10 protein-coding genes are annotated in these 19343 nt (G+C 66.7%); 5 read left to right on the top strand and 5 right to left on the bottom strand.

The window, feature by feature from the left end; translation table 11 throughout:
* Positions 1-159: 159 nt before the first annotated feature.
* The 5 genes from SMAL_RS18705 to SMAL_RS18725 all read right to left on the bottom strand — a co-directional run bounded on the left by SMAL_RS18705 (position 160) and on the right by SMAL_RS18725 (position 6575).
* Positions 160-2382, bottom strand: a complete 2223-nt coding sequence (locus tag SMAL_RS18705) for an NADP-dependent isocitrate dehydrogenase (protein WP_012512295.1) — start codon at positions 2380-2382, stop codon at positions 160-162.
* 373 nt (positions 2383-2755) lie between these two features.
* Positions 2756-3265, bottom strand: a complete 510-nt coding sequence (locus SMAL_RS18710; protein WP_006398268.1) for a hypothetical protein — start codon at positions 3263-3265, stop codon at positions 2756-2758.
* Positions 3266-3307: 42 nt separating this feature from the next.
* The gene (locus SMAL_RS18715) at positions 3308-3601 is read right to left on the bottom strand and encodes a LysM peptidoglycan-binding domain-containing protein (RefSeq protein ID WP_005419771.1); all 294 of its coding nucleotides are present in this window, start codon (positions 3599-3601) and stop codon (positions 3308-3310) included.
* A gap of 297 nt (positions 3602-3898) precedes the next feature.
* The gene (queF, locus tag SMAL_RS18720) at positions 3899-4717 is read right to left on the bottom strand and encodes an NADPH-dependent 7-cyano-7-deazaguanine reductase QueF (RefSeq protein WP_012512296.1); all 819 of its coding nucleotides are present in this window, start codon (positions 4715-4717) and stop codon (positions 3899-3901) included.
* Positions 4718-5255: 538 nt separating this feature from the next.
* Complete coding sequence (locus tag SMAL_RS18725; protein ID WP_012512297.1) at positions 5256-6575, bottom strand: M20 family metallopeptidase; 1320 nt, start codon at positions 6573-6575, stop codon at positions 5256-5258.
* 186 nt (positions 6576-6761) lie between these two features.
* Here SMAL_RS18725 and SMAL_RS18730 point away from each other — a divergent pair, with 186 nt between their 5' ends.
* The 5 genes from SMAL_RS18730 to yccS all read left to right on the top strand — a co-directional run bounded on the left by SMAL_RS18730 (position 6762) and on the right by yccS (position 19254).
* On the top strand, positions 6762-8006 hold the full coding sequence (locus SMAL_RS18730; RefSeq protein WP_006398429.1) for an efflux RND transporter periplasmic adaptor subunit: 1245 nt from the start codon (positions 6762-6764) through the stop codon (positions 8004-8006).
* Positions 8007-8080: 74 nt separating this feature from the next.
* Complete coding sequence (locus SMAL_RS18735) at positions 8081-11314, top strand: efflux RND transporter permease subunit (RefSeq protein WP_006398468.1); 3234 nt, start codon at positions 8081-8083, stop codon at positions 11312-11314.
* 31 nt (positions 11315-11345) lie between these two features.
* Complete coding sequence (locus SMAL_RS18740; RefSeq protein WP_041864691.1) at positions 11346-14468, top strand: efflux RND transporter permease subunit; 3123 nt, start codon at positions 11346-11348, stop codon at positions 14466-14468.
* Positions 14469-14856: 388 nt separating this feature from the next.
* Entirely contained in the window at positions 14857-16914 is a 2058-nt protein-coding gene (locus tag SMAL_RS18745) for a TonB-dependent siderophore receptor (protein WP_012512299.1), read from the top strand.
* A gap of 162 nt (positions 16915-17076) precedes the next feature.
* Complete coding sequence (gene yccS, locus SMAL_RS18750; RefSeq protein WP_012512300.1) at positions 17077-19254, top strand: YccS family putative transporter; 2178 nt, start codon at positions 17077-17079, stop codon at positions 19252-19254.
* Positions 19255-19343: the final 89 nt, after the last annotated feature.

Genomic DNA, 19343 nt, shown 5'->3' on the forward strand with positions numbered 1-19343 from the left:
CCCTTTGACGGCATTCCGACAGCCGATGGATGTCACGCTTTCCGGCTGGGGTCAGAGCCCTCTGCGGTGCAGAGGGATCCGACCCCAGAGCCCACCGCGGCCCGCAAAAAAACCCGCGCCGAAGCGCGGGTTCCTGTGTCACGGCCGAGCGGCGATGGATCAGCCGCGCAGCTGCTCCAGTGCGGCGTTGAAGGTCGCACTCGGGCGCATTGCGGCCGCGGCCTTGGCCACGTCCGGGCGGTAGTAGCCGCCGATGTCCACGGCCTTGCCCTGCACCGCGATCAGCTCGTCAACGATCTTCTGCTCGTTGTCGGTCAGCGCCTTGGCCAGCGGGGCGAAGCGGGCCTTCAGTGCGGCGTCTTCGTCCTGCGCGGCCAGGGCCTGCGCCCAGTACAGCGCGATGTAGAAGTGGCTGCCGCGGTTGTCGATGCCACCCAGCTTGCGCGACGGCGACTTGTCGTTGTCCAGGAACTGGCCGTTGGCTTCATCCAGCGCCTTGGCCAGCACGCGGGCGGCAGCGTTGTCGTAGCGGTTGCCCAGGTGTTCCAGCGACGCGGCCAGGGCCAGGAACTCACCCAGCGAATCCCAGCGCAGGTAGTCCTCTTCAACGAACTGCTGCACGTGCTTCGGGGCCGAACCACCGGCGCCGGTCTCGAACAGGCCGCCACCGGCCATCAGCGGCACGATCGACAGCATCTTGGCGCTGGTGCCCAGCTCCATGATCGGGAACAGGTCGGTGAGGTAATCGCGCAGCACGTTGCCGGTCACCGAGATGGTGTCCTCGCCCTTGCGGATGCGGTCCAGCGAGAACGCGGTGGCTTCCACCGGCGGCAGGATGCGGATATCCAGGCCGGCGGTGTCGTGGTTCTTCAGGTACTGCTCGACCTTTGCGATGACCTGCGCGTCGTGGGCGCGGGCGGCATCCAGCCAGAACACGGCCGGGGTGCTGCTCAGGCGGGCGCGTTCGACGGCCAGCTTGACCCAGTCCTGGATCGGCGCGTCCTTGGTCTGGCACATGCGCCAGATGTCACCGGCTTCCACGGCGTGCTCGAACACCACGGTGCCGGCATCATCGGTGACCTTGACCACGCCATCAGCGGCGATCTGGAAGGTCTTGTCGTGCGAGCCGTACTCTTCGGCCTTCTGCGCCATCAGGCCGACGTTCGGCACCGAACCCATGGTGGCCGGATCGAAGGCGCCGTGCGCCTTGCAGTCGTCGATGACGGCCTGGTACACGCCGGCGTAGCAGCGATCCGGAATGACCGCCTTGGTGTCCTGCAGCTTGCCTTCGGCGTTCCACATCTTGCCGGAGTCGCGGATCATCGCCGGCATCGAGGCGTCGACGATCACGTCGCTCGGCACGTGCAGGTTGGTGATGCCCTTGTCCGAGTTGACCATGGCCACGCCCGGACGCTGTGCGTACTCGGCGGCGAGGTCGGCTTCGATCGCAGCGCGGGTGGCTTCCGGCAGCGACGGCAGGCGTGCGGCCAAGTCACCGATGCCGTTGTTCGCATCGAAACCGGCCTGCTTCAGCGCGTCGGCGTGCTTGGCCAGCACGTCCTTGTAGAACTCGTTGACCGCCACGCCGAACATGATCGGGTCGGAGACCTTCATCATGGTCGCCTTCAGGTGCAGCGAGAACAGCACGCCCTGGGCCTTGGCATCGGCGATCTGCTCGCCGATGAAGGCGGCCAGTGCCTTGCGGCTCATGACGGCGGCGTCGACGATCTCGCCGGCCTTGACCGCGGTCTTTTCCTTCAGCACGACGGTGCTGCCGTCATTGCCGTGGAAGGTGATCTTCAGCGAACCGGCGTTGGCCAGGGTGGCCGACTTTTCGCTGCCGTAGAAATCACCGGCGGCCATGTGCGCGACGTGCGACTTCGAATCCGACGCCCAGGCGCCCATGCGGTGCGGGTGCTTGCGCGCGTAGTTCTTCACCGAGAGCGGTGCGCGGCGGTCCGAATTGCCTTCGCGCAGCACCGGGTTCACCGCGCTGCCCTTGACCTTGTCATAGCGCGCCTTGTAGTCGCGCTGCTGGTCGTCAGCCGGGGTTTCCGGGTAATCCGGCAGCGGATAGCCCTGGTCCTGCAGTTCCTTGATGGCCGCCTTCAGCTGCGGCACCGAAGCGGAGATGTTCGGCAGCTTGATGATGTTGGCGTCCGGGGTGGTCGCCAGCTGGCCCAGCTCGGCCAGGTCGTCGCTGACCTTCTGCGCGTCGCTCAGCAGTTCCGGGAACAGCGACAGGATGCGGCCGGACAGCGAGATGTCACGGGTTTCCACCGCGATGCCTGCAGTGGAGGTATAGGCGTCGACGATCGGCAGCAGCGACTGGGTGGCCAGGAACGGTGCTTCGTCGGTCAGCGTGTAGAGGATCTTGGACATGGGGGACTTGGACTCTGTAGCAATGCTCAGGGGAAGGCCGGCGCCAGCGCCGGGCCACGTGCAACCGTGTCACTTCCCCCGCCGCCGTCAGGGTGGGCGCGCGGCGGGGAAACCCCTGCATTGTCGCGTTTTCAGCCGCGCGGGGCAAAGCCGCGCCATACGCGCCGGTACTGCAACGCAGTGATTCGTTCGGCCGGGCTTGTGCGGCGATGATGCGTTCCCATCAGACCCACGTCATGCGTGGATGAGGAAGAACCCGCCGTTTCAGTAGATCCACGCCACGCGTGGATGAGACTCCGCCATCGCGCAAAAAAAAGACGCAGCCTCGCGGCTGCGTCCATCGTGAGCCCTGCCGGGAGAGAGTCGGCAGGACTTACTTGACCTCGAACTCCTGCGGCGTTCCGGCCGCCTTGCCATCGACGGTGACTTCGGCGCGGTACTTGCCGGCCGGCCAGCCCTTTGCATTCTTGAAGGTGACGTTGGTGGTTTCCGCACCGCTGGTGTTCAGGGTCGCGTTCTGTTCGCCGGCCACCTGGCCGTCCTGGAAGGTCAGCTTGGCGCCGACATTCACGTTGTTGGCGGCACCGTCGGTCTTGACCGAGACGATGACGTCATCCTTCGGAGCGAACAGTGCCGCCGTTGCAACCGACTTGTCGGCGGCAGCGGTCTTGCCCACGGTGACCGCCGAGACGCTGACAGCAGCGGCCTCAGCCATCGGCGGCGGTGCGCCGGTCATCGGCGCCGGTGCCGGCTCGGCCGGAGCGGTTGCGGCGGGCGCGGCATTGCTGTCGGTCGACTCTTCTTTCTTCTTGCAACCAACCAAGGCAACGCTGCCCAGCAGGGCGGCGATCAGGGCGGTCTGGAGCGGGGTGGTCTTGATCATTCGGGGTTCCTCCCAGGGATTGTCGGACGGCGTTCGGCCGGCTTACTTCGGCGGCAGTTTCAGGGTCTGGCCCGGGAAGATCTTGTCCGGGTCATCAAGCACATCGCGATTGGCTTCGAAGATCTTCTTCCAGGCATTGGCGTCGCCCAGATGCTGCTTGGCGATCTTCGACAACGAGTCACCCTTCTGCACGGTGTAGGTGCCGCCGCTGACGACGTCTGCGGTGCTGTCCACCGAAGCGCTGACGCCAGAGAAGTCCGCCTTCGGCACCTGCTCGGCGGTACTGTCGACACTGCCACTGACGCCGGAGAAATCGGCTTTCTTCTCGGTACTCATCCACAACTCCCGTCTGCATGACTACGTGGTTCGCACGGTGCCATGGAGGTTGTTAAATGGGGATGGTGCAGATGTGAAGCCGCCCCCGGGACGGCTGAACAATCGGGTCTCAAGCGGTAGCGCCGGGCCATGCCCGGCGGCTTTGGCTCTGGCCGCTGCGCTCGCCGGGCATGGCCCGGCGCTACCTGTGACAGAGCGGCACCACGGTAGTGCCGGCCGCTGGCCGGCTTGGCCTGCACGCGGGTTCCACGCGGTTGCCGGCCAGCGGCCGGCACTACCCGTAACCGCCTGCGGCGGTTACTGGCGCAGTTCGCGGTAGGTCGCAGCCGGGGCGGTGATGCCAGGGCTGGCGCGCCAGGGGTTGATGTCCAGGCCACCACGACGGGTATAGCGGGCCTCCACCTCCAGCCATTGCGGCTGGCAGCGCGCGGACACTTCGCTGAAGATCCGCTCAACGCACTGCTCGTGGAACTCGGCGTGTTCGCGGTAGCTGACCAGATAGCGCAGCAGGCCCGCGCGATCGATCTTCGGCCCGCAGTAACGCAGGCTGACCGTGGCCCAGTCCGGCTGGCCGGTCACCGGGCAGTTCGACTTCAGCAGTGCCGAGACCAGCGTCTCCTCCACCACCTGGCTGGTATCAGCCGCAAGGAAGTCCGCCTGCGGCGGGCCGTAGCAGTCGATGTCCACGTCCAGCCCGTCGATGGATTCGCCCAGCGGCGTCTCGCGCAGGCCCGGCAAACCGAACGCGACCTGGACCGGCGCACCGGCACACGCCGACAGATCGGTCACCAGGCGTTCGCGCAGTGCCTCGACGCTGTCGATGCGGGTGCTGTTGAGGGAGTTGAGGTACAGCTTGAACGACTTCGATTCGATCAGCCGCGGCGAGGTGCACGGCACCTGCACGGTAGCGACGGCAACCTGCGGCTTGCCACGCGGGTCGAGCCAGCTCAGCTCGAAGGCATGCCAGCGGTCATGGCCGACGAACGGCAGCGCGGCGTCATCGAGGCCGATCTCGGCGCGGGCACCGCTGCGCGGGATGGGAAACAGCAGGCCGGGATCGTACTGCGACGGGTAACTGACCTCGCGACCGAGGCTGGAATCCTGTGGGGTGTTCATGCTGCTTATTGTATCGCGCGGAGGGCGGGCCTTCGGCCGGGCCGGCCAACGGCGGAGCCCCTCCGTGGTGGTTGTGTTGGATGGTCGCGAAAGGCGGTCTATCGGCCTGGCCGGGTGGGCAGGCGGGTCGGGGGACGCCGTTAACCCGTCCTTGGGGGCTTGGCCGCGGCATCCATGCCGCGGACACCCCCGCCCCGCCTACCCACCCGGCCCCTGACAGTTCCCTGCACGCGGCCACCACCACGGGAAAGATCAGAAAAATCAAAATCAAAAGCCAATCCTTCAGACATTCCGGATGTCTGCCCGTGTCGACCAAGGTCGACACCCACCAACAGCCGCGTGAACCTGTCGGGGGCGGGGCGGTGTGGGCCTGCAGGACCGTTGGCGCCATGGATGGCGCCATCGAGCCCCCATGGACGGGTTTACGGCGTGTCCTGCAGGCCCACACCGCCCCGCCCAACCAGCAGAAATCCAGCACCGCTTTTGACGTTGACGTTGATTCAAGCGGGTGCAGGGCTGCAAGCCCTGCCGGAAACCCTCACCCCGCAGGAGTGCCGGCACCGTTCAAGTAATCCAGGCTCACCTGCAGCAACGCCCGCAACCCGACATCCAACGCCTTCTCGTCCAACAGGAACTTCGGTGAATGGTTCGCCGGTGCCGTCGCCGGATCGATGCCCATGCTGGTCGAACCGACGAAGAAGAACATCCCCGGCACTTCCTTCGCGTACAGCGAGAAATCCTCCGCGCCCATCTGCAGCGGCGGCTCGTACACGTTGTCCTTGCCCACCACCGCCTGCAGGCTCGGCAGCATCTTCGCGGTCAGCGCCGGGTCGTTCACCGTGGCCGGGTTGCCTTCAGACTCGTAGATGTCGGTCACCGCCTTGGCACCGTGCGCGGCGGCAGTGTGCTCGGCCACGTTGCGCAGGTCGGCGAAGATCTGCTGGCGCATGCCTTCATCGAAGGTGCGGATGGTGCCGACCATCTCCACTTCATCGGGAATGATGTTGTAGCGGATGCCGCCGTTGATCGCGCCGAAGGTCAGTACCGCCGGCTGCTTGGACAGGTTGGCGCGGCGGCTGACGATGGTCTGCGCGGTGCCGACCAGGTCGGCGGTGGCCACGATCGGATCAACACCATTCCACGGCGCCGAGCCATGCGTCTGCCGACCGATCACCTTAATCCCGAAACGATCCGAAGCCGCCATCAACGGGCCACCACGCACGGCGATCTGCCCAGCCTGCACGCTTGAGAAGACGTGCAGGCCGAACACGGCTTCCGGCTTGAAGTCGGCGAACAGGCCTTCCTTCAGCATCAGGGCAGCACCACCCTCTTCCGGCGGCGGCGCGCCTTCCTCGGCCGGCTGGAAGATCAGCATCACCTGGCCCGGCAGGTCTTTCTTCATCGACACCAACGCTTCGGCCACGCCGAGCAGGGTGGCGGTGTGCGCATCATGGCCACAGGCATGCATCACGCCAACGGTCTGCCCGCGGTACTGGTCGGTGGCCTTGGAGGCGAACGGCAGGCCGGTCTGTTCGGTCACCGGCAGCGCGTCCATGTCCGCACGCAGGGCGATCTTCGGCCCGGGCTTGCCACCTTCAATGATCGCCACCACGCCGTGGTGGGCGATGCCGGTCTTCGGCTTCAGGCCCATCGCACGCAGGCGCTTGGCGACCTCGGCCGAGGTGCGCACCTCACGGTTGGACAGCTCCGGGTGCTGGTGGAAGTCGCGCCGCCACTCCACCACCTTGGCCTGCAGCCGCTGGGCGGCGGCGGTCACTTCCGGGCGCTGCGCGTCCTGGGCGTGGGCGAGGGCCGGCAAGGCCAGCAGCAGGGCGGACAGCAGCAACGAACGGCGCATCACGATCTCCACGGCAGGGGGTTCCAGCTGAATGTAGGGCAACACCGCCGTCACGGGAACCTCCGCGGCCGGATCCGGTCTTAGCGCCCGTCCCATCCGTCATGCAGGAAACGTGATGTGGCACAGGTATGCTTTGCGCATTGCCAACCGGGGCGCCGCCCCGTCCAGCCCCCTTGGAGTCCTTGAATGTCACGTGTTTGGAAGATCGTGCTGCTGGTCGTGGCGGTACTGGTGCTGGCCGTGGTCGGCCTGCGCGTACTCGGCGGGGGCAAGGACAAGGCCGGTGGCCCGGCGGCAGCTGCGCGCCAGGGCGGTGAAGACCCGGATGCCGGCCCGGTGCCGGTGACCGTGGTGGATGCGGCACGCCAGGACGTGCCGGTCTATGCCAGCGCGCTGGGTACGGTGACCGCAATGAACACCGTCACCGTCAGCCCGCAGGTTGGCGGCCAGCTGATGAGCCTGAATTTCCGCGAAGGCCAGGAAGTGAAGAAGGGCGATGTGCTGGCGGTGATCGACCCGCGCACCGCCCAGGCCAGCTACGACCAGGCGGTGGCATCCAAGCGCCAGAACGAGGCGCTGCTGGCCACCGCGCGTTCCAACTACCAGCGCTCGAACGCGCCGGAGTATCGCCAGTTCGTCGCCAAGACCGATCTGGATACACAGCGAAACCAAGTGGCACAGTACGAAAGCGCAGTCGCGGCGAACGAGGCCAGCATGCGCTCGGCGCAGGTGCAGCTGCAGTACACCAAGGTCACCGCGCCGATCACCGGCATCGCCGGCATCCGTGCGGTCGACGCCGGCAACGTGGTCAACGCCGGCACCGCACTGGTCACGCTGACCCAGATCCATCCGATCCACGTGCTGTTCAACCTGCCCGAGCGCCAGCTCGGCGATGTGCGCCAGGCGCAGGCCGCCGGTGCGGTACCTGTCGCGGCACTGGACCGCGCCGATTCGCATGTGCTGTCCGGCGACGGCAAGCTCGACGTGGTCGACAACCTGATCAGTGCCGACAGCGGCACGTTCAAGGCGCGCGCGATCTTCGACAACACCGACAACGGCCTGTGGCCGGGCCAGTTCGTCAACGTGCGCATGCAGCTGCGCACGATTGCCGGTGGCGTGGTCATTCCGACCCAGGCGGTGCTGCGTGGCCCGGACGGCGAGTACGTCTATGTGGTGCAGGGCGACAACACGGTGAAGATGCAGACCGTGCGCAGCGGCGTGGAAGTGGGCGACAGCCAGGTGCAGATCGCCGAAGGCCTGAAGGGCGGCGAGCGGGTGGTCAGTGAAGGCCAGTTCCGCTTGAAGCCGGGCAGCAAGGTCACCGCGCTGAAGCCGGGCGAAACCCCGGCGGTGCCGACCGAAGCCGAGCTGAAGGCGGCCGAGCAGAAGAACGCTGGCGGCGGTGGCCGTCGTGGCGGCGGCCCGCGCTGAGCGCAGGCTACCGACCTCCCTCGCGCCGGCAAGCCTGCCGGCGCTGCCATTGAAGTGCCAGCAAGGATCAGTCCGTGGGCTTTTCGACGATCTTCATCCGCCGTCCCATCGCCACCTCGCTGCTGATGGCGGGCCTGTTGCTGCTGGGCATCCTGGGTTACCGCAAGCTGCCGGTGTCGGCGCTGCCGGAAATCGATGCGCCCAGCCTGGTGGTCACCACCCAGTACCCCGGTGCCAACGCCACCACCATGGCCTCGCTGGTCACCACGCCGCTGGAGCGCCAGTTCGGGCAGATCTCCGGGCTGGAGCTGATGACCTCCGACTCGTCGGCCGGGTTGTCGACGATCATCCTGCAGTTCTCGATGGACCGCGACATCGACATCGCCGCGCAGGACGTGCAGGCGGCGATCCGCCAGGCCACCCTGCCCTCGTCGCTGCCCTACCAGCCGGTCTACAACCGGGTGAATCCGGCTGACGCTGCCATCGTCACCTTGAAGCTGACCTCGGACACGCGCCCGCTGCGCGACGTCAACAACTACGCCGACTCGATCCTCGCCCAGCGCCTGTCGCAGGTGCAGGGCGTGGGCCTGGTCTCGATCGCCGGCAACGTGCGCCCGGCCGTGCGCATCCAGGTCAATCCGGCGCAGCTGTCGAACATGGGCCTGACCCTGGAGCAGCTGCGCAGTGCGCTGACCCAGGCCAACGTCAACGCACCGAAGGGTTCGTTGAACGGCAAGACCCAGTCCTACAGCATCGGCACCAACGACCAGCTGTCCAGCGCCGCCGAGTACCGCGACACCATCATCAGCTACAAGAACGGACGTCCGGTGCGCCTGTCGGATGTAGCCCAGGTGATCGATGGCGTTGAGAACGATCAGCTGGCCGCCTGGGCCGATGGGAAGCCGGCGGTGCTGCTGGAAGTGCGTCGCCAGCCCGGCGCCAACATCGTGCAGACCGTCGAGCGCATCCGCGCCCTGCTGCCGCAGCTGCAGGGCGTGCTGCCGGCCGACGTGCACCTGGAGATCTTCAACGACCGCACCGAGACCATCCGCGCCTCGGTGCATGAAGTGCAGTTCACCCTGATCCTGACCATCGGCCTGGTGGTGGCGGTGATCTTCGTGTTCCTGCGCCGGCTGTGGGCCACGATCATTCCCTCGGTGGCGGTGCCGCTGTCGCTGGCCGGCACCTTCGCGGTGATGGCCTTTGCCGGCATGTCGCTGGACAACCTGTCGCTGATGGCGCTGGTGGTGGCCACCGGCTTCGTGGTCGACGATGCGATCGTGATGATCGAGAACATCGTGCGTTACATCGAGCAGGGCAAGAGTGGCAAGGAAGCGGCCGAGATCGGTGCACGCCAGATCGGCTTCACCGTGCTGTCGCTGACGGTCTCGCTGGTGGCGGTGTTCCTGCCGCTGCTGCTGATGCCCGGCGTTACCGGCCGCCTGTTCCACGAGTTCGCGTGGGTGCTGAGCATCGCGGTGGTGCTGTCGATGCTGATCTCGCTGACGCTCACCCCGATGATGTGCGCCTACCTGCTCAAGCCCGACGCACTGCCCGAGGGCGAGGACGCGCATGAGCGTGCGGCGGCGGCCGGCAAGCAGAACCTGTGGACGCGCACCGTGGGCCTGTACGAGCGCAGCCTGGACTGGGTGCTGGACCACCAGCGCCTGACCCTGGCCGTGGCCGGCGGCGCACTGGTGCTGACCGTGCTGCTGTACGTGCTGATTCCCAAGGGCCTGCTGCCCGAACAGGACACCGGCCTGATCACCGGCGTGGTCCAGGCTGACCAGAACATCGCCTTCCCGCAGATGGAGCAGCGCACCAAGCAGGTGGCCGAAGCGCTGCGCCAGGACCCGGACGTGACCGGCGTGTCGGCGTTCATCGGCGCAGGCAGCATGAACCCCACGCTCAACCAGGGCCAGCTGTCGATCGTGCTGAAGGAACGCGGCGAGCGAGACGGCCTGGACAAGATCCTGCCGCGCCTGCAGAAGGCCGTCGCCGGCATTCCAGGTGTCGCGCTGTACCTGAAGCCGGTGCAGGACGTGACCCTGGATACCCGCGTGGCCGCCACCGAGTACCAGTACTCGCTGTCGGACGTGGATTCGGCCACGGTGGCCACCCAGGCCACGCGCCTGACCGAAGCGCTGCGCAAACGCCCGGAACTGGCCGACGTCGACAACAACCTGTCCAACCAGGGCCGTGCGCTTGAGCTGAACATCGACCGCGACAAGGCCAGCGTGCTGGGCGTGCCGATGCAGACCATCGACGACACCCTCTACGACGCGTTCGGCCAGCGCCAGATCTCGACCATCTTCACCGAGCTCAACCAGTATCGCGTTGTGCTGGAAGTGGCGCCGGAGTTCCGCACCAGCACCGCGCTGATGGAGCAGCTGGCCGTAGCGTCCAACGGCGCCGGTGCGCTCACCGGCACCAATGCCACCAGCTTCGGCCAGGTCACCTCGTCGAACTCGTCGACCGCTACCGGCATCGGTGCGCAGAACACCGGCATCACCGTCGGCGCCGGTAACATCATCCCGCTGTCGGCGCTGGCCGAAGGCAAGGTCAGCAGCGCGCCGCTGCTGGTCAGCCATCAGCAGCAGCTGCCGGCAGTGACGGTCTCGTTCAATGTGGCACCGGGCTATTCGCTGTCCGAAGCGGTGCGGGCGATCCAGGAAACCAAGGACAGCCTGGACATGCCCACCCACCTGCATGCCGAGTTCATCGGCAAGGCTGCCGAATTCACCGGCAGCCAGACCGATGTGGTGTGGCTGCTGCTGGCGTCGCTGGTGGTGATCTACATCGTGCTGGGCGTGCTGTACGAGAGCTACATCCACCCGATCACGATCATCTCCACGCTGCCGCCGGCCGGTGTCGGTGCGCTGCTGGCGCTGATGCTGTGCGGGCTGAGCCTGTCGGTGGATGGCATCGTCGGCATCGTGCTGCTGATCGGCATCGTCAAGAAGAACGGCATCATGATGGTGGACTTCGCGATCGAGGCACGCCGCGCCGGTGCCAACGCGCACGAAGCGATCCGCCGTGCCTGCCTGCTGCGCTTCCGCCCGATCATGATGACCACGGCTGCGGCCATGCTCGGCGCGCTGCCGCTGGCGCTGGGTACCGGCATCGGTTCGGAGCTGCGCCGCCCGCTGGGCATCGCCATCGTCGGCGGCCTGCTGCTGTCGCAGCTGGTGACCCTGTACACCACGCCGGTGATCTACCTGTACATGGAACGCTTCTCCGAGTGGCTGGCACGCCGCCGTGAACAGCGCGCACTGCGCGATGGTTCTCTGCAGGAGCCGCAGGCATGATCCACGCCCCGCTGCCGTGGCGGGCCGCATGATGAACCTGTCCGGTCCCTTCATCCGCCGTCCGATCGGCACCGCGCTGCTAGCCATCGGCCTGTTCATGGTCGGCCTGATCTGCTACCTGCGGCTGGGCGTGTCGGCGCTGCCGAACATCGAGATCCCGGTGATCTTCGTGCACGCCAGCCAGTCCGGTGCCGACGCAGCGACCATGGCCTCGACGGTCACCGCGCCACTGGAACGCCACCTCGGCCAGCTGCCCGGCATCGACCGCATGCGCTCGTCGAGTTCGGAAGGCAGCTCGCTGGTGTTCATGATCTTCCAGAGCGGCCACAACATCGATTCGGCCGCGCTGGACGTACAGACCGCGATCAACTCTGCGCAGGCCGACCTGCCCTCGGGCATGGGTTCGCCGATGTACCAGAAGGCGAACCCGAACGACGACCCGGTGATCGCCATCGCGCTGACCTCGCAGACGCAGTCGGCCGACGAGCTGTACAACGTCGCCGATTCGCTGTTGGCGCAGCGCATCCGCCAGATCAGCGGCGTGGCCTCGGTCGACATCGCCGGTGCCTCGACGCCGGCGGTGCGTGTGGACGTCAACCTGCGCCTGATGAACGCACTCGGCCTGACCGCCGATGACCTGCGCAACGCGGTGCGTGCGGCCAACGTGACCTCACCCACCGGCTTCCTCAGCGATGGCAACACCACCACCGCGATCATCGCCAACGATTCGGTCGCACGCGCTGCCGACTTCGCCGACCTGGTGGTGAAGACCCAGGGCGATGGCCGGGTGATCCGCCTGAAGGACATCGCCAACGTCTACGACGGCCAGCAGGACGCCTACCAGGCGGCGTGGTTCGACCACAAGCCGGCGGTGGTGATGTACGTGTTCACCCGCGCCGGCGCCAACATCGTGGAGACCGTGGACCGGGTCAAGGCGCAGATTCCCACGCTGCGTGATTACCTGCAGCCGGGCACCACGATGACACCGTACTTCGATCGTACGCCGACCATCCGCTCGTCGCTGCACGAAGTGCAGATCACCCTGCTGATCAGCCTGGCGATGGTGGTGCTGACCATGGCGCTGTTCCTGCGCCGGCTGGCACCCACGCTGATCGCCGCCGTGACCGTGCCGCTGTCGCTGGCCGGTGCCGCGCTGGTGATGTACGTGATGGGCTTCACCCTGAACAACCTGAGCCTGCTGGCGCTGGTGATCGCGATCGGCTTCGTGGTAGACGACGCGATCGTGGTGATCGAAAACATCATGCGCCACCTCGACGAGGGCATGCCGCGGATGCAGGCGGCGCTGACCGGTGCACGCGAGATCGGATTCACCATCGTCTCGATCACCGCCTCGCTGGTGGCGGTGTTCATCCCGCTGCTGTTCGCCAGCGGCATGATGGGTGCGTTCTTCCGCGAGTTCACCGTTACCCTGGTCGCGGCCATCGTGGTGTCGATGGTCGTCTCGCTGACGCTGACCCCGGCGCTGTGCAGCCGCTTCCTCAGTGCCCACGACCACAAGGCGGCGCCGTCGCGCTTCGGCCGTTGGCTGGATGCCGGCCACGAGCGCATGCTGCGCATCTACACCGTGTTCCTCGACTTCTCGCTGCGCCACGCGTTGCTGCTGTCGTTGACGCCACTGATCCTGATCGGCGTCACCATCTTCCTGTTCGGCGCAGTGAAGAAGGGCGCGTTCCCGCCGCAGGACACCGGCCTGATCTGGGGCCGCGCCAACTCCAGTGCCACCGTCTCCTTCGAGGACATGGTCGCCCGCCAGCGCCGCATCACCGACATGCTGATGGCCGACCCGGCGGTGAAGACCGTGGGCGTGCGCCTGGGCAGCGGTCGCCAGGGCTCCAGCGCGCAGTTCAACGTCGAGCTGAAATCGCGCAAGGAAGGCCGACGCGAAACCACCGCGCATGCACTGGCACGCCTGAGCGCCAAGGCCGACCGTTACCCCGACCTGCAGCTGCGCCTGCGCGCGATCCAGGACCTGCCCAGCAACGATGGCGGCGGCTCCAGCCAAGGTGCGCAGTACCGTATCTCGCTGCAGGGCAATGACCTGGCGTCGCTGCAGGAATGGCTGCCCAAGCTGCAGGCGGAGCTGAAGAAGAACCCGAAGCTGCGCGATGTCGGCACCGACGTCGACAATGCCGGGCTGCGCCAGAACATCGAGATCGACCGCGCCAAGGCCGCGCGCCTGGGCGTCTCGGTCGGCGCCATCGATGGGGCGCTGTACGGCGCGTTCGGCCAGCGCCAGATCTCGACGATCTACTCGGACATCAATCAGTACAGCGTGGTGGTCAACGCCCTGCCCTCGCAGACCGCTACGCCGGCGGCACTGGACGAGGTGTACGTGCGGGCGCGCAATGGCGAGATGGTGCCGATCACGGCGATGGCCAAGCAGATGCCGGGGCTGGCGCCGTCGCAGATCACCCACGAGAACCAGTACACGACGATGGACCTGAGCTACAACCTGGCGCCGGATGTGAGCATGGGTGAGGCCAAGGCGATCATCGACGCCACCGTGGCCGGCATGCGCATGCCGGGCGACATCCGCCTGGCTGATGACGCCGGCTTCGGCTTCAACTCCGACCCCAGCGACATGCTGATCCTGGTATTCGCGGCGATCCTGACCGTGTACCTGGTGCTGGGCATGCTGTACGAGAGCTTGATCCACCCGGTCACCATCCTGTCCACGCTGCCGGCGGCCGGCGTGGGCGCGCTGCTGGCGCTGTTCGGCACCAACACCGAACTGTCGGTGATCTCGATGATCGCGCTGGTGCTGCTGATCGGCATCGTCAAGAAGAACGCGATCATGATGATCGACTTCGCGCTGGTGGCGCAGCGCGAGCATGGGCTGGCACCACGCGAAGCGGCGCGCGAGGCCAGCATCGTGCGCTTCCGGCCGATCATGATGACCACGATGGTGGCGATCCTGGCCGCGGTTCCGCTGGCGATCGGCCTCGGCGAAGGGTCCGAGCTGCGTCGTCCGCTGGGTATCGCGATGATCGGCGGCCTGCTGTTCTCGCAGAGCCTGACCCTGCTCAGTACGCCGGCGCTGTATGTGATCTTCTCGTGCCTGGCCGAGCGCTGGCGGGCACGTCGCGCACGCAAGCGCGAAGCGAAGCTGCTCAAGCGCGCGCAGCAGGCGTAGAAGGGCCATCCACGCATGGCGTGGATCTACTGGTAGAGCCGGCCGCTGGCCGGCGTTCTCCATACAGCCAATCTGCCGGCCAGCGGCCGGCACTACCGTGGATGCAGATGGTGGATGCAGATGGTGGATGCAGATGGTGGATGCAGATGGTGGATGTGGATGGTGGATGTGGATGGTGGGTGTGGATGGTGGGTGCGGACCGTTGGTCCGCACGCTTCCGGGTTTGACGCGCCGTAACGAAAAGAGAACAATTCTCATCCAGCCATGGTCCTGCGCCCCTTCTCGGCGCCCCGCTGCCATCTCCGGCCAGCCTGCGTGATCCCAGCCACTGCCCCTTCCCCCACCCGTGGGCGGATGGCCTGTGGCCGTCCGTCGAGGACCACCATCGATGCTGCCTTCCCTTTCCCCCCGCCTGGCCCTGCTGGCCGTCGCCCTTTCCGCCGCCTGTACCGCCCATGCCGAAGCGCCGGCCGGCAGCCGTAGAGCCACCGATCTGGATGCAGTGAAAGTCACCGCCGAACGCACCCATACCGACGCTGGCGCACTGGGCGACCGCGCCCTGCGCGACACTCCGTTCGCGATCACCGCTGTTGGCCGCGAGCAGATCGAGCAGCGCCAGGTGGTCTCGCTGGGCGAAGCCTTCCTGCTCGACCCTTCGGTCAGCACCCAGGTCAGCGCCTATGCCAGTGGCTGGAGCTCGCCCATCCGCAACCGCGGTCTGGAGCTGAACTACGACAGCTACCGGGTCAATGGCCTGCAGGTCTCGTCCTGGGGCACCGAATGGCCGCTGGAAGTGATGGAACAGGTCGATCTGCTGAAAGGCCCGGGTGGATTCCTGTATGGCTTCGGCACCCCCGGCGGCATCGTCAACTACATCACCAAGAAGCCGACGGACACGCCCACCTTCTCCGCCCAACTGGGCTGGCGCGAACAGGGCATCGTCAGCGGCGGCATCGACGTTGGCGGCCGCTTCGGCAACGAGCAGATGTTCGGCTACCGCTTCAACGCCTTCCAGGAAAAGGGCGAGACCTTCAACGGCGGCCATGTCGATCGCAAGGTGGGTGCACTGTCGCTGGATGCGCGCCTGAGTGATGCGCTCACCTGGACCTTCGATGGCGTGTTCCAGTCGCGCGAGCTGCGCGAGGAATCGCCGCAGTACTACTTCCGTGGCCTGACCTCGTTGCCGCGGCCGATCGCCGGAGATACCGACAACAGCGTACCCGGCACCTACTACGACACACGCTCCAGCCTGCTGTCGACCGGCTTGAACTGGCAGATCAACAGCGACTGGAAGGCCAGCCTGAGTTATGGCGTCACCACTTCATGGAACGACGTCAACAAGATCTTCGCCTACATCGACGATCTCAACGGCGACTACGACGTCAATGTCTACGAGCTGGGTGGCAAGAGCGAGTGGAAGCTGGCCCAGGCGATGTTGCAGGGCAGCTTCCGCACCGGTCCGCTGCAGCATCAGGTGGTGGCGGGTATCAGCCACCAGACCGGGCTGGGCTGGGACCGTCCCTACGAGTGGAACCTGATCGGGCGCGCCAACCTGTACCAGCGCCATGCCATCCGCCACGACGCCGTCGGTTCTCGGGTGATGACCCGCGGCGACGAGACGGTGCAGCAGGCGGTGTTCGCAAGCGATACGGTGAACCTCGGCAGCGGCTGGTCGGTGCTGGCGGGCTGGCGCTACAACGACTTCGAAACCAAGGGGCGATACCACACCTACCCGGTCACCCCGACCTACGCCGTGATGTTCAAGCCCAGCGAGGCGGTCACCCTTTACGCCAGCTACATCGAGTCGCTGGAAGCGGGCAGCCGCGTAGGCAACAGCTACATCAACGCCGGTGACGTGCTCGATCCCACCATCAGCAAGCAGTACGAGATCGGTGCCAAGGTCGAAGCGGCGCGTTGGAATGCGAACGTGGCCGCGTTCCGGCTGGAACGTGGTGCCAACATCGATGAGCTCACGCCGGCCGGCAAGCGCCTGGTGCAGGACGGCATCACGCTGTACGAAGGCATTGAAGCCAGTGCTGACCTGCACCTCAACGATGCACTGACCGTCGGCGGCGGCGTCACCTGGCTGGATCCGACCTACGACAAGCTGTCCCCGGGCAGCGCCGCACAGGAAGGCAACCGTACCGCCGGTGCTGCGCGCTGGAGCGGCGTACTGCACGCCACCTACCAGCTGCCGTGGGTAGACGGCTTGGAAACCTATGCCGCCGTGCGCTACTACGGCGATGTCTGGTACGACGCCGACAACACTCTGAAGCTGCCCGACTACACGCTGGTGAATGCAGGCATCGGCTATCGCCTGCTGGCGTCCGGCCATCCGGTGACCCTGCGTGCCAGCGTCGAGAACCTGGCCAACCGCAGGTACTGGTCCAACGCCGGCGCCGGCCTGCCGCGCACGTTCGCCGTGAGCGTGCGGTTCGACATGTAGTACCCGACAAACCGGTAGTGCCGGCCGCCGGCCGGCTCCTCGCACCTCCGTCCGGGCGCATGAGAGCCGGCCAGCGGCCGGCACTACCGGGTATTCCTTCGCGGGCTGTCCCCTTCACCCCGCACCCGCAATAATGGTGGGAGACCCTTCCACCGAGCCTGCATGCCCGCCCGCCAATCCAGTCTCAGTCGCCTGTGGGCCCACGAGAAGGCCAGTTATGGCCTGCGGGTGTTCATCGCCCTGACCGCAGCTGTCGCCGTGTGCTGGCAGCTGGATGCACTGACCGCGCTGCCCGGCGTGTTCCTGGGCATCATCGCCAGCGCCATCGCCGAGACCGACGACAACTGGTGGGGCCGGACCAAGGCCGTGGCGCTGTCGCTGCTGTGCTTCTGCCTCGCCGCAGCTTCGGTGATCTGGCTGTTCCCCTGGCCATGGATCTTCATCGGCGCGCTGGCGCTGTCCACCTTCGGCCTGACCCTGCTGGGTGCGCTCGGCGAGCGCTATGCGTCCATCGCCCAGGCCACGGTGACGCTGGCGATCTACACCATGATCGGGCTGGAACAGCACGGTGCCAGCGATCTGCACAGCGCGCTGGAAGCGGTCAGCCACCTGCTGGCCGGTGCGGTCTGGTACGGCCTGCTGTCGATCCTGTGGACCACGCTGTTCGCCAACCGACCGGTGCGCGAACGGGTGGCGCGCCTGTATGTGGAACTGGGCCGCTACCTGCAGCTGAAGGCCGCGCTGTTCGAACCGGTGCGTGAGGCCGACCTGCAGCGTCGCCAGCTGGACCTGGCCGAACAGAACCGGCGCGTGGTCGGTGCGCTCAACGAAGCCAAGACCGCGATCCTGGCCCGCTTCGGCCGCTCCGGGCGGCCGGGCGTCAATTCCGGCCTGTACCTGCGCCTGTACTACATGGCGCAGGATTTCCACGAGCGCGCCAGCTCCTCGCATTATCCGTACGGCGCGCTGGTCGATGCGTTCTTCCACAGCGACGTGCTGTACCGCTGCCAGCGCCTGCTCGACCTGCAGGGCCAGGCCTGCGCGCGGCTGGGCGAGGCGATCCGCCTGCGCCGTCCGTTCGTGTATGGCGAAAGCAACCAGCAGGCCGGGCGCGACCTGGCCGATGCGCTGGCCTACCTGCGCGACCAGCAGCGCCCTCAATGGCAGCGCCTGCTCGGATCACTGGACCTGCTGGTGCACAACCTGCGCAGCATCGAGCGCCGCCTGCTCGATGCGGAGCGTTCCGAGGCCAGCCTCGACAACGTTGACACGCGCCTGCGCGACAGCAACCCGCATAGCCTGCGCGAGATGGGCGTGCGTATCCGCCAGCAGCTCACGCCGGGCTCGGTGCTGTTCCGCCATGGACTGCGCATGGCGCTGGCACTGATCGCCGGCTTCGCGGCGATCCGCTTGTTCAATGCACAGAACGGCTCGTGGGTGCTGCTGACCATCGTGTTCGTGTGCCGCCCCAACTTCGGCGCGACCCGCCAGCGCCTTGCACAACGCATCGTCGGCACGCTGTTCGGCCTGGTGCTGACCTGGGCACTGCTGCAGCTGTTCCCACAGCTGCACGTACAGCTGCTGATCGCGCTGCTGTCGGCGCTGCTGTTCTTCTTCACCCGCACCGACCGCTACCTGGTAGCGTCGGCGGCGATCACGGTGATGGCACTGACCTGCTTCAACCTGATCGGCGACGGCTTCGTGCTGATCGTGCCGCGCATGGTCGATACGCTGCTGGGCTGTGCGATCGCCGCCGCGGCCGCCTTCCTGATCCTGCCCGACTGGCAGGGCCGGCAGCTGCATCTTGTGCTGGCGCGGGTGCTGGACACCGCCGCGCGCTATCTGGATTCGGTGCTGGGCCAGTACCGCAGCGGCATGCGTGACGATCTGGCCTACCGCATTGCCCGCCGCGACATGCACAACGCCGACGCCGCGCTGTCCACCGCGTTGTCGAACATGCTGCGCGAGCCTGGCCATGTGCGTCGCAACCTGGATGCCGGCTTCCACTTCCTGGCGCTGTCCAATACGCTGCTCGGGCACCTGTCGGCCCTGGGTGCGCACCGCGACCAGGTGGACAGCTACGCCGGCGATCCGCTGGCGCTGGCTGCCGGTGAGCGCGTTCGCAAGGCGCTGCAGCAGCTGGCGACGGCCCTGACCGCACGGCAACCGGTAGCGGAGGACGACAACGATGCCGATCGAGCCGTGGCTGCCGAACTGGAACAGCTCGACGAGGGCATGCCACCCAAGCTGCAGCTGATCCGCACCCAGATGGCGCTGGTGCTGCGGCTGCTGCCGAAGGTGCGGGCGGCGGCCAACGAGGCGGTACGCACGCTCACCTGACAGCCTGCCGCCGGGCATGGCCCGGCGCTACCGCCAACGCAACATCATGTTGCATCCAGTGCTGCATCCCGATCACGCGCTGGCGCGGA

Origin of the sequence: Stenotrophomonas maltophilia R551-3, from assembly GCF_000020665.1 — a bacterium.
In the GTDB taxonomy this organism is placed as follows: domain Bacteria; phylum Pseudomonadota; class Gammaproteobacteria; order Xanthomonadales; family Xanthomonadaceae; genus Stenotrophomonas; species Stenotrophomonas maltophilia_L.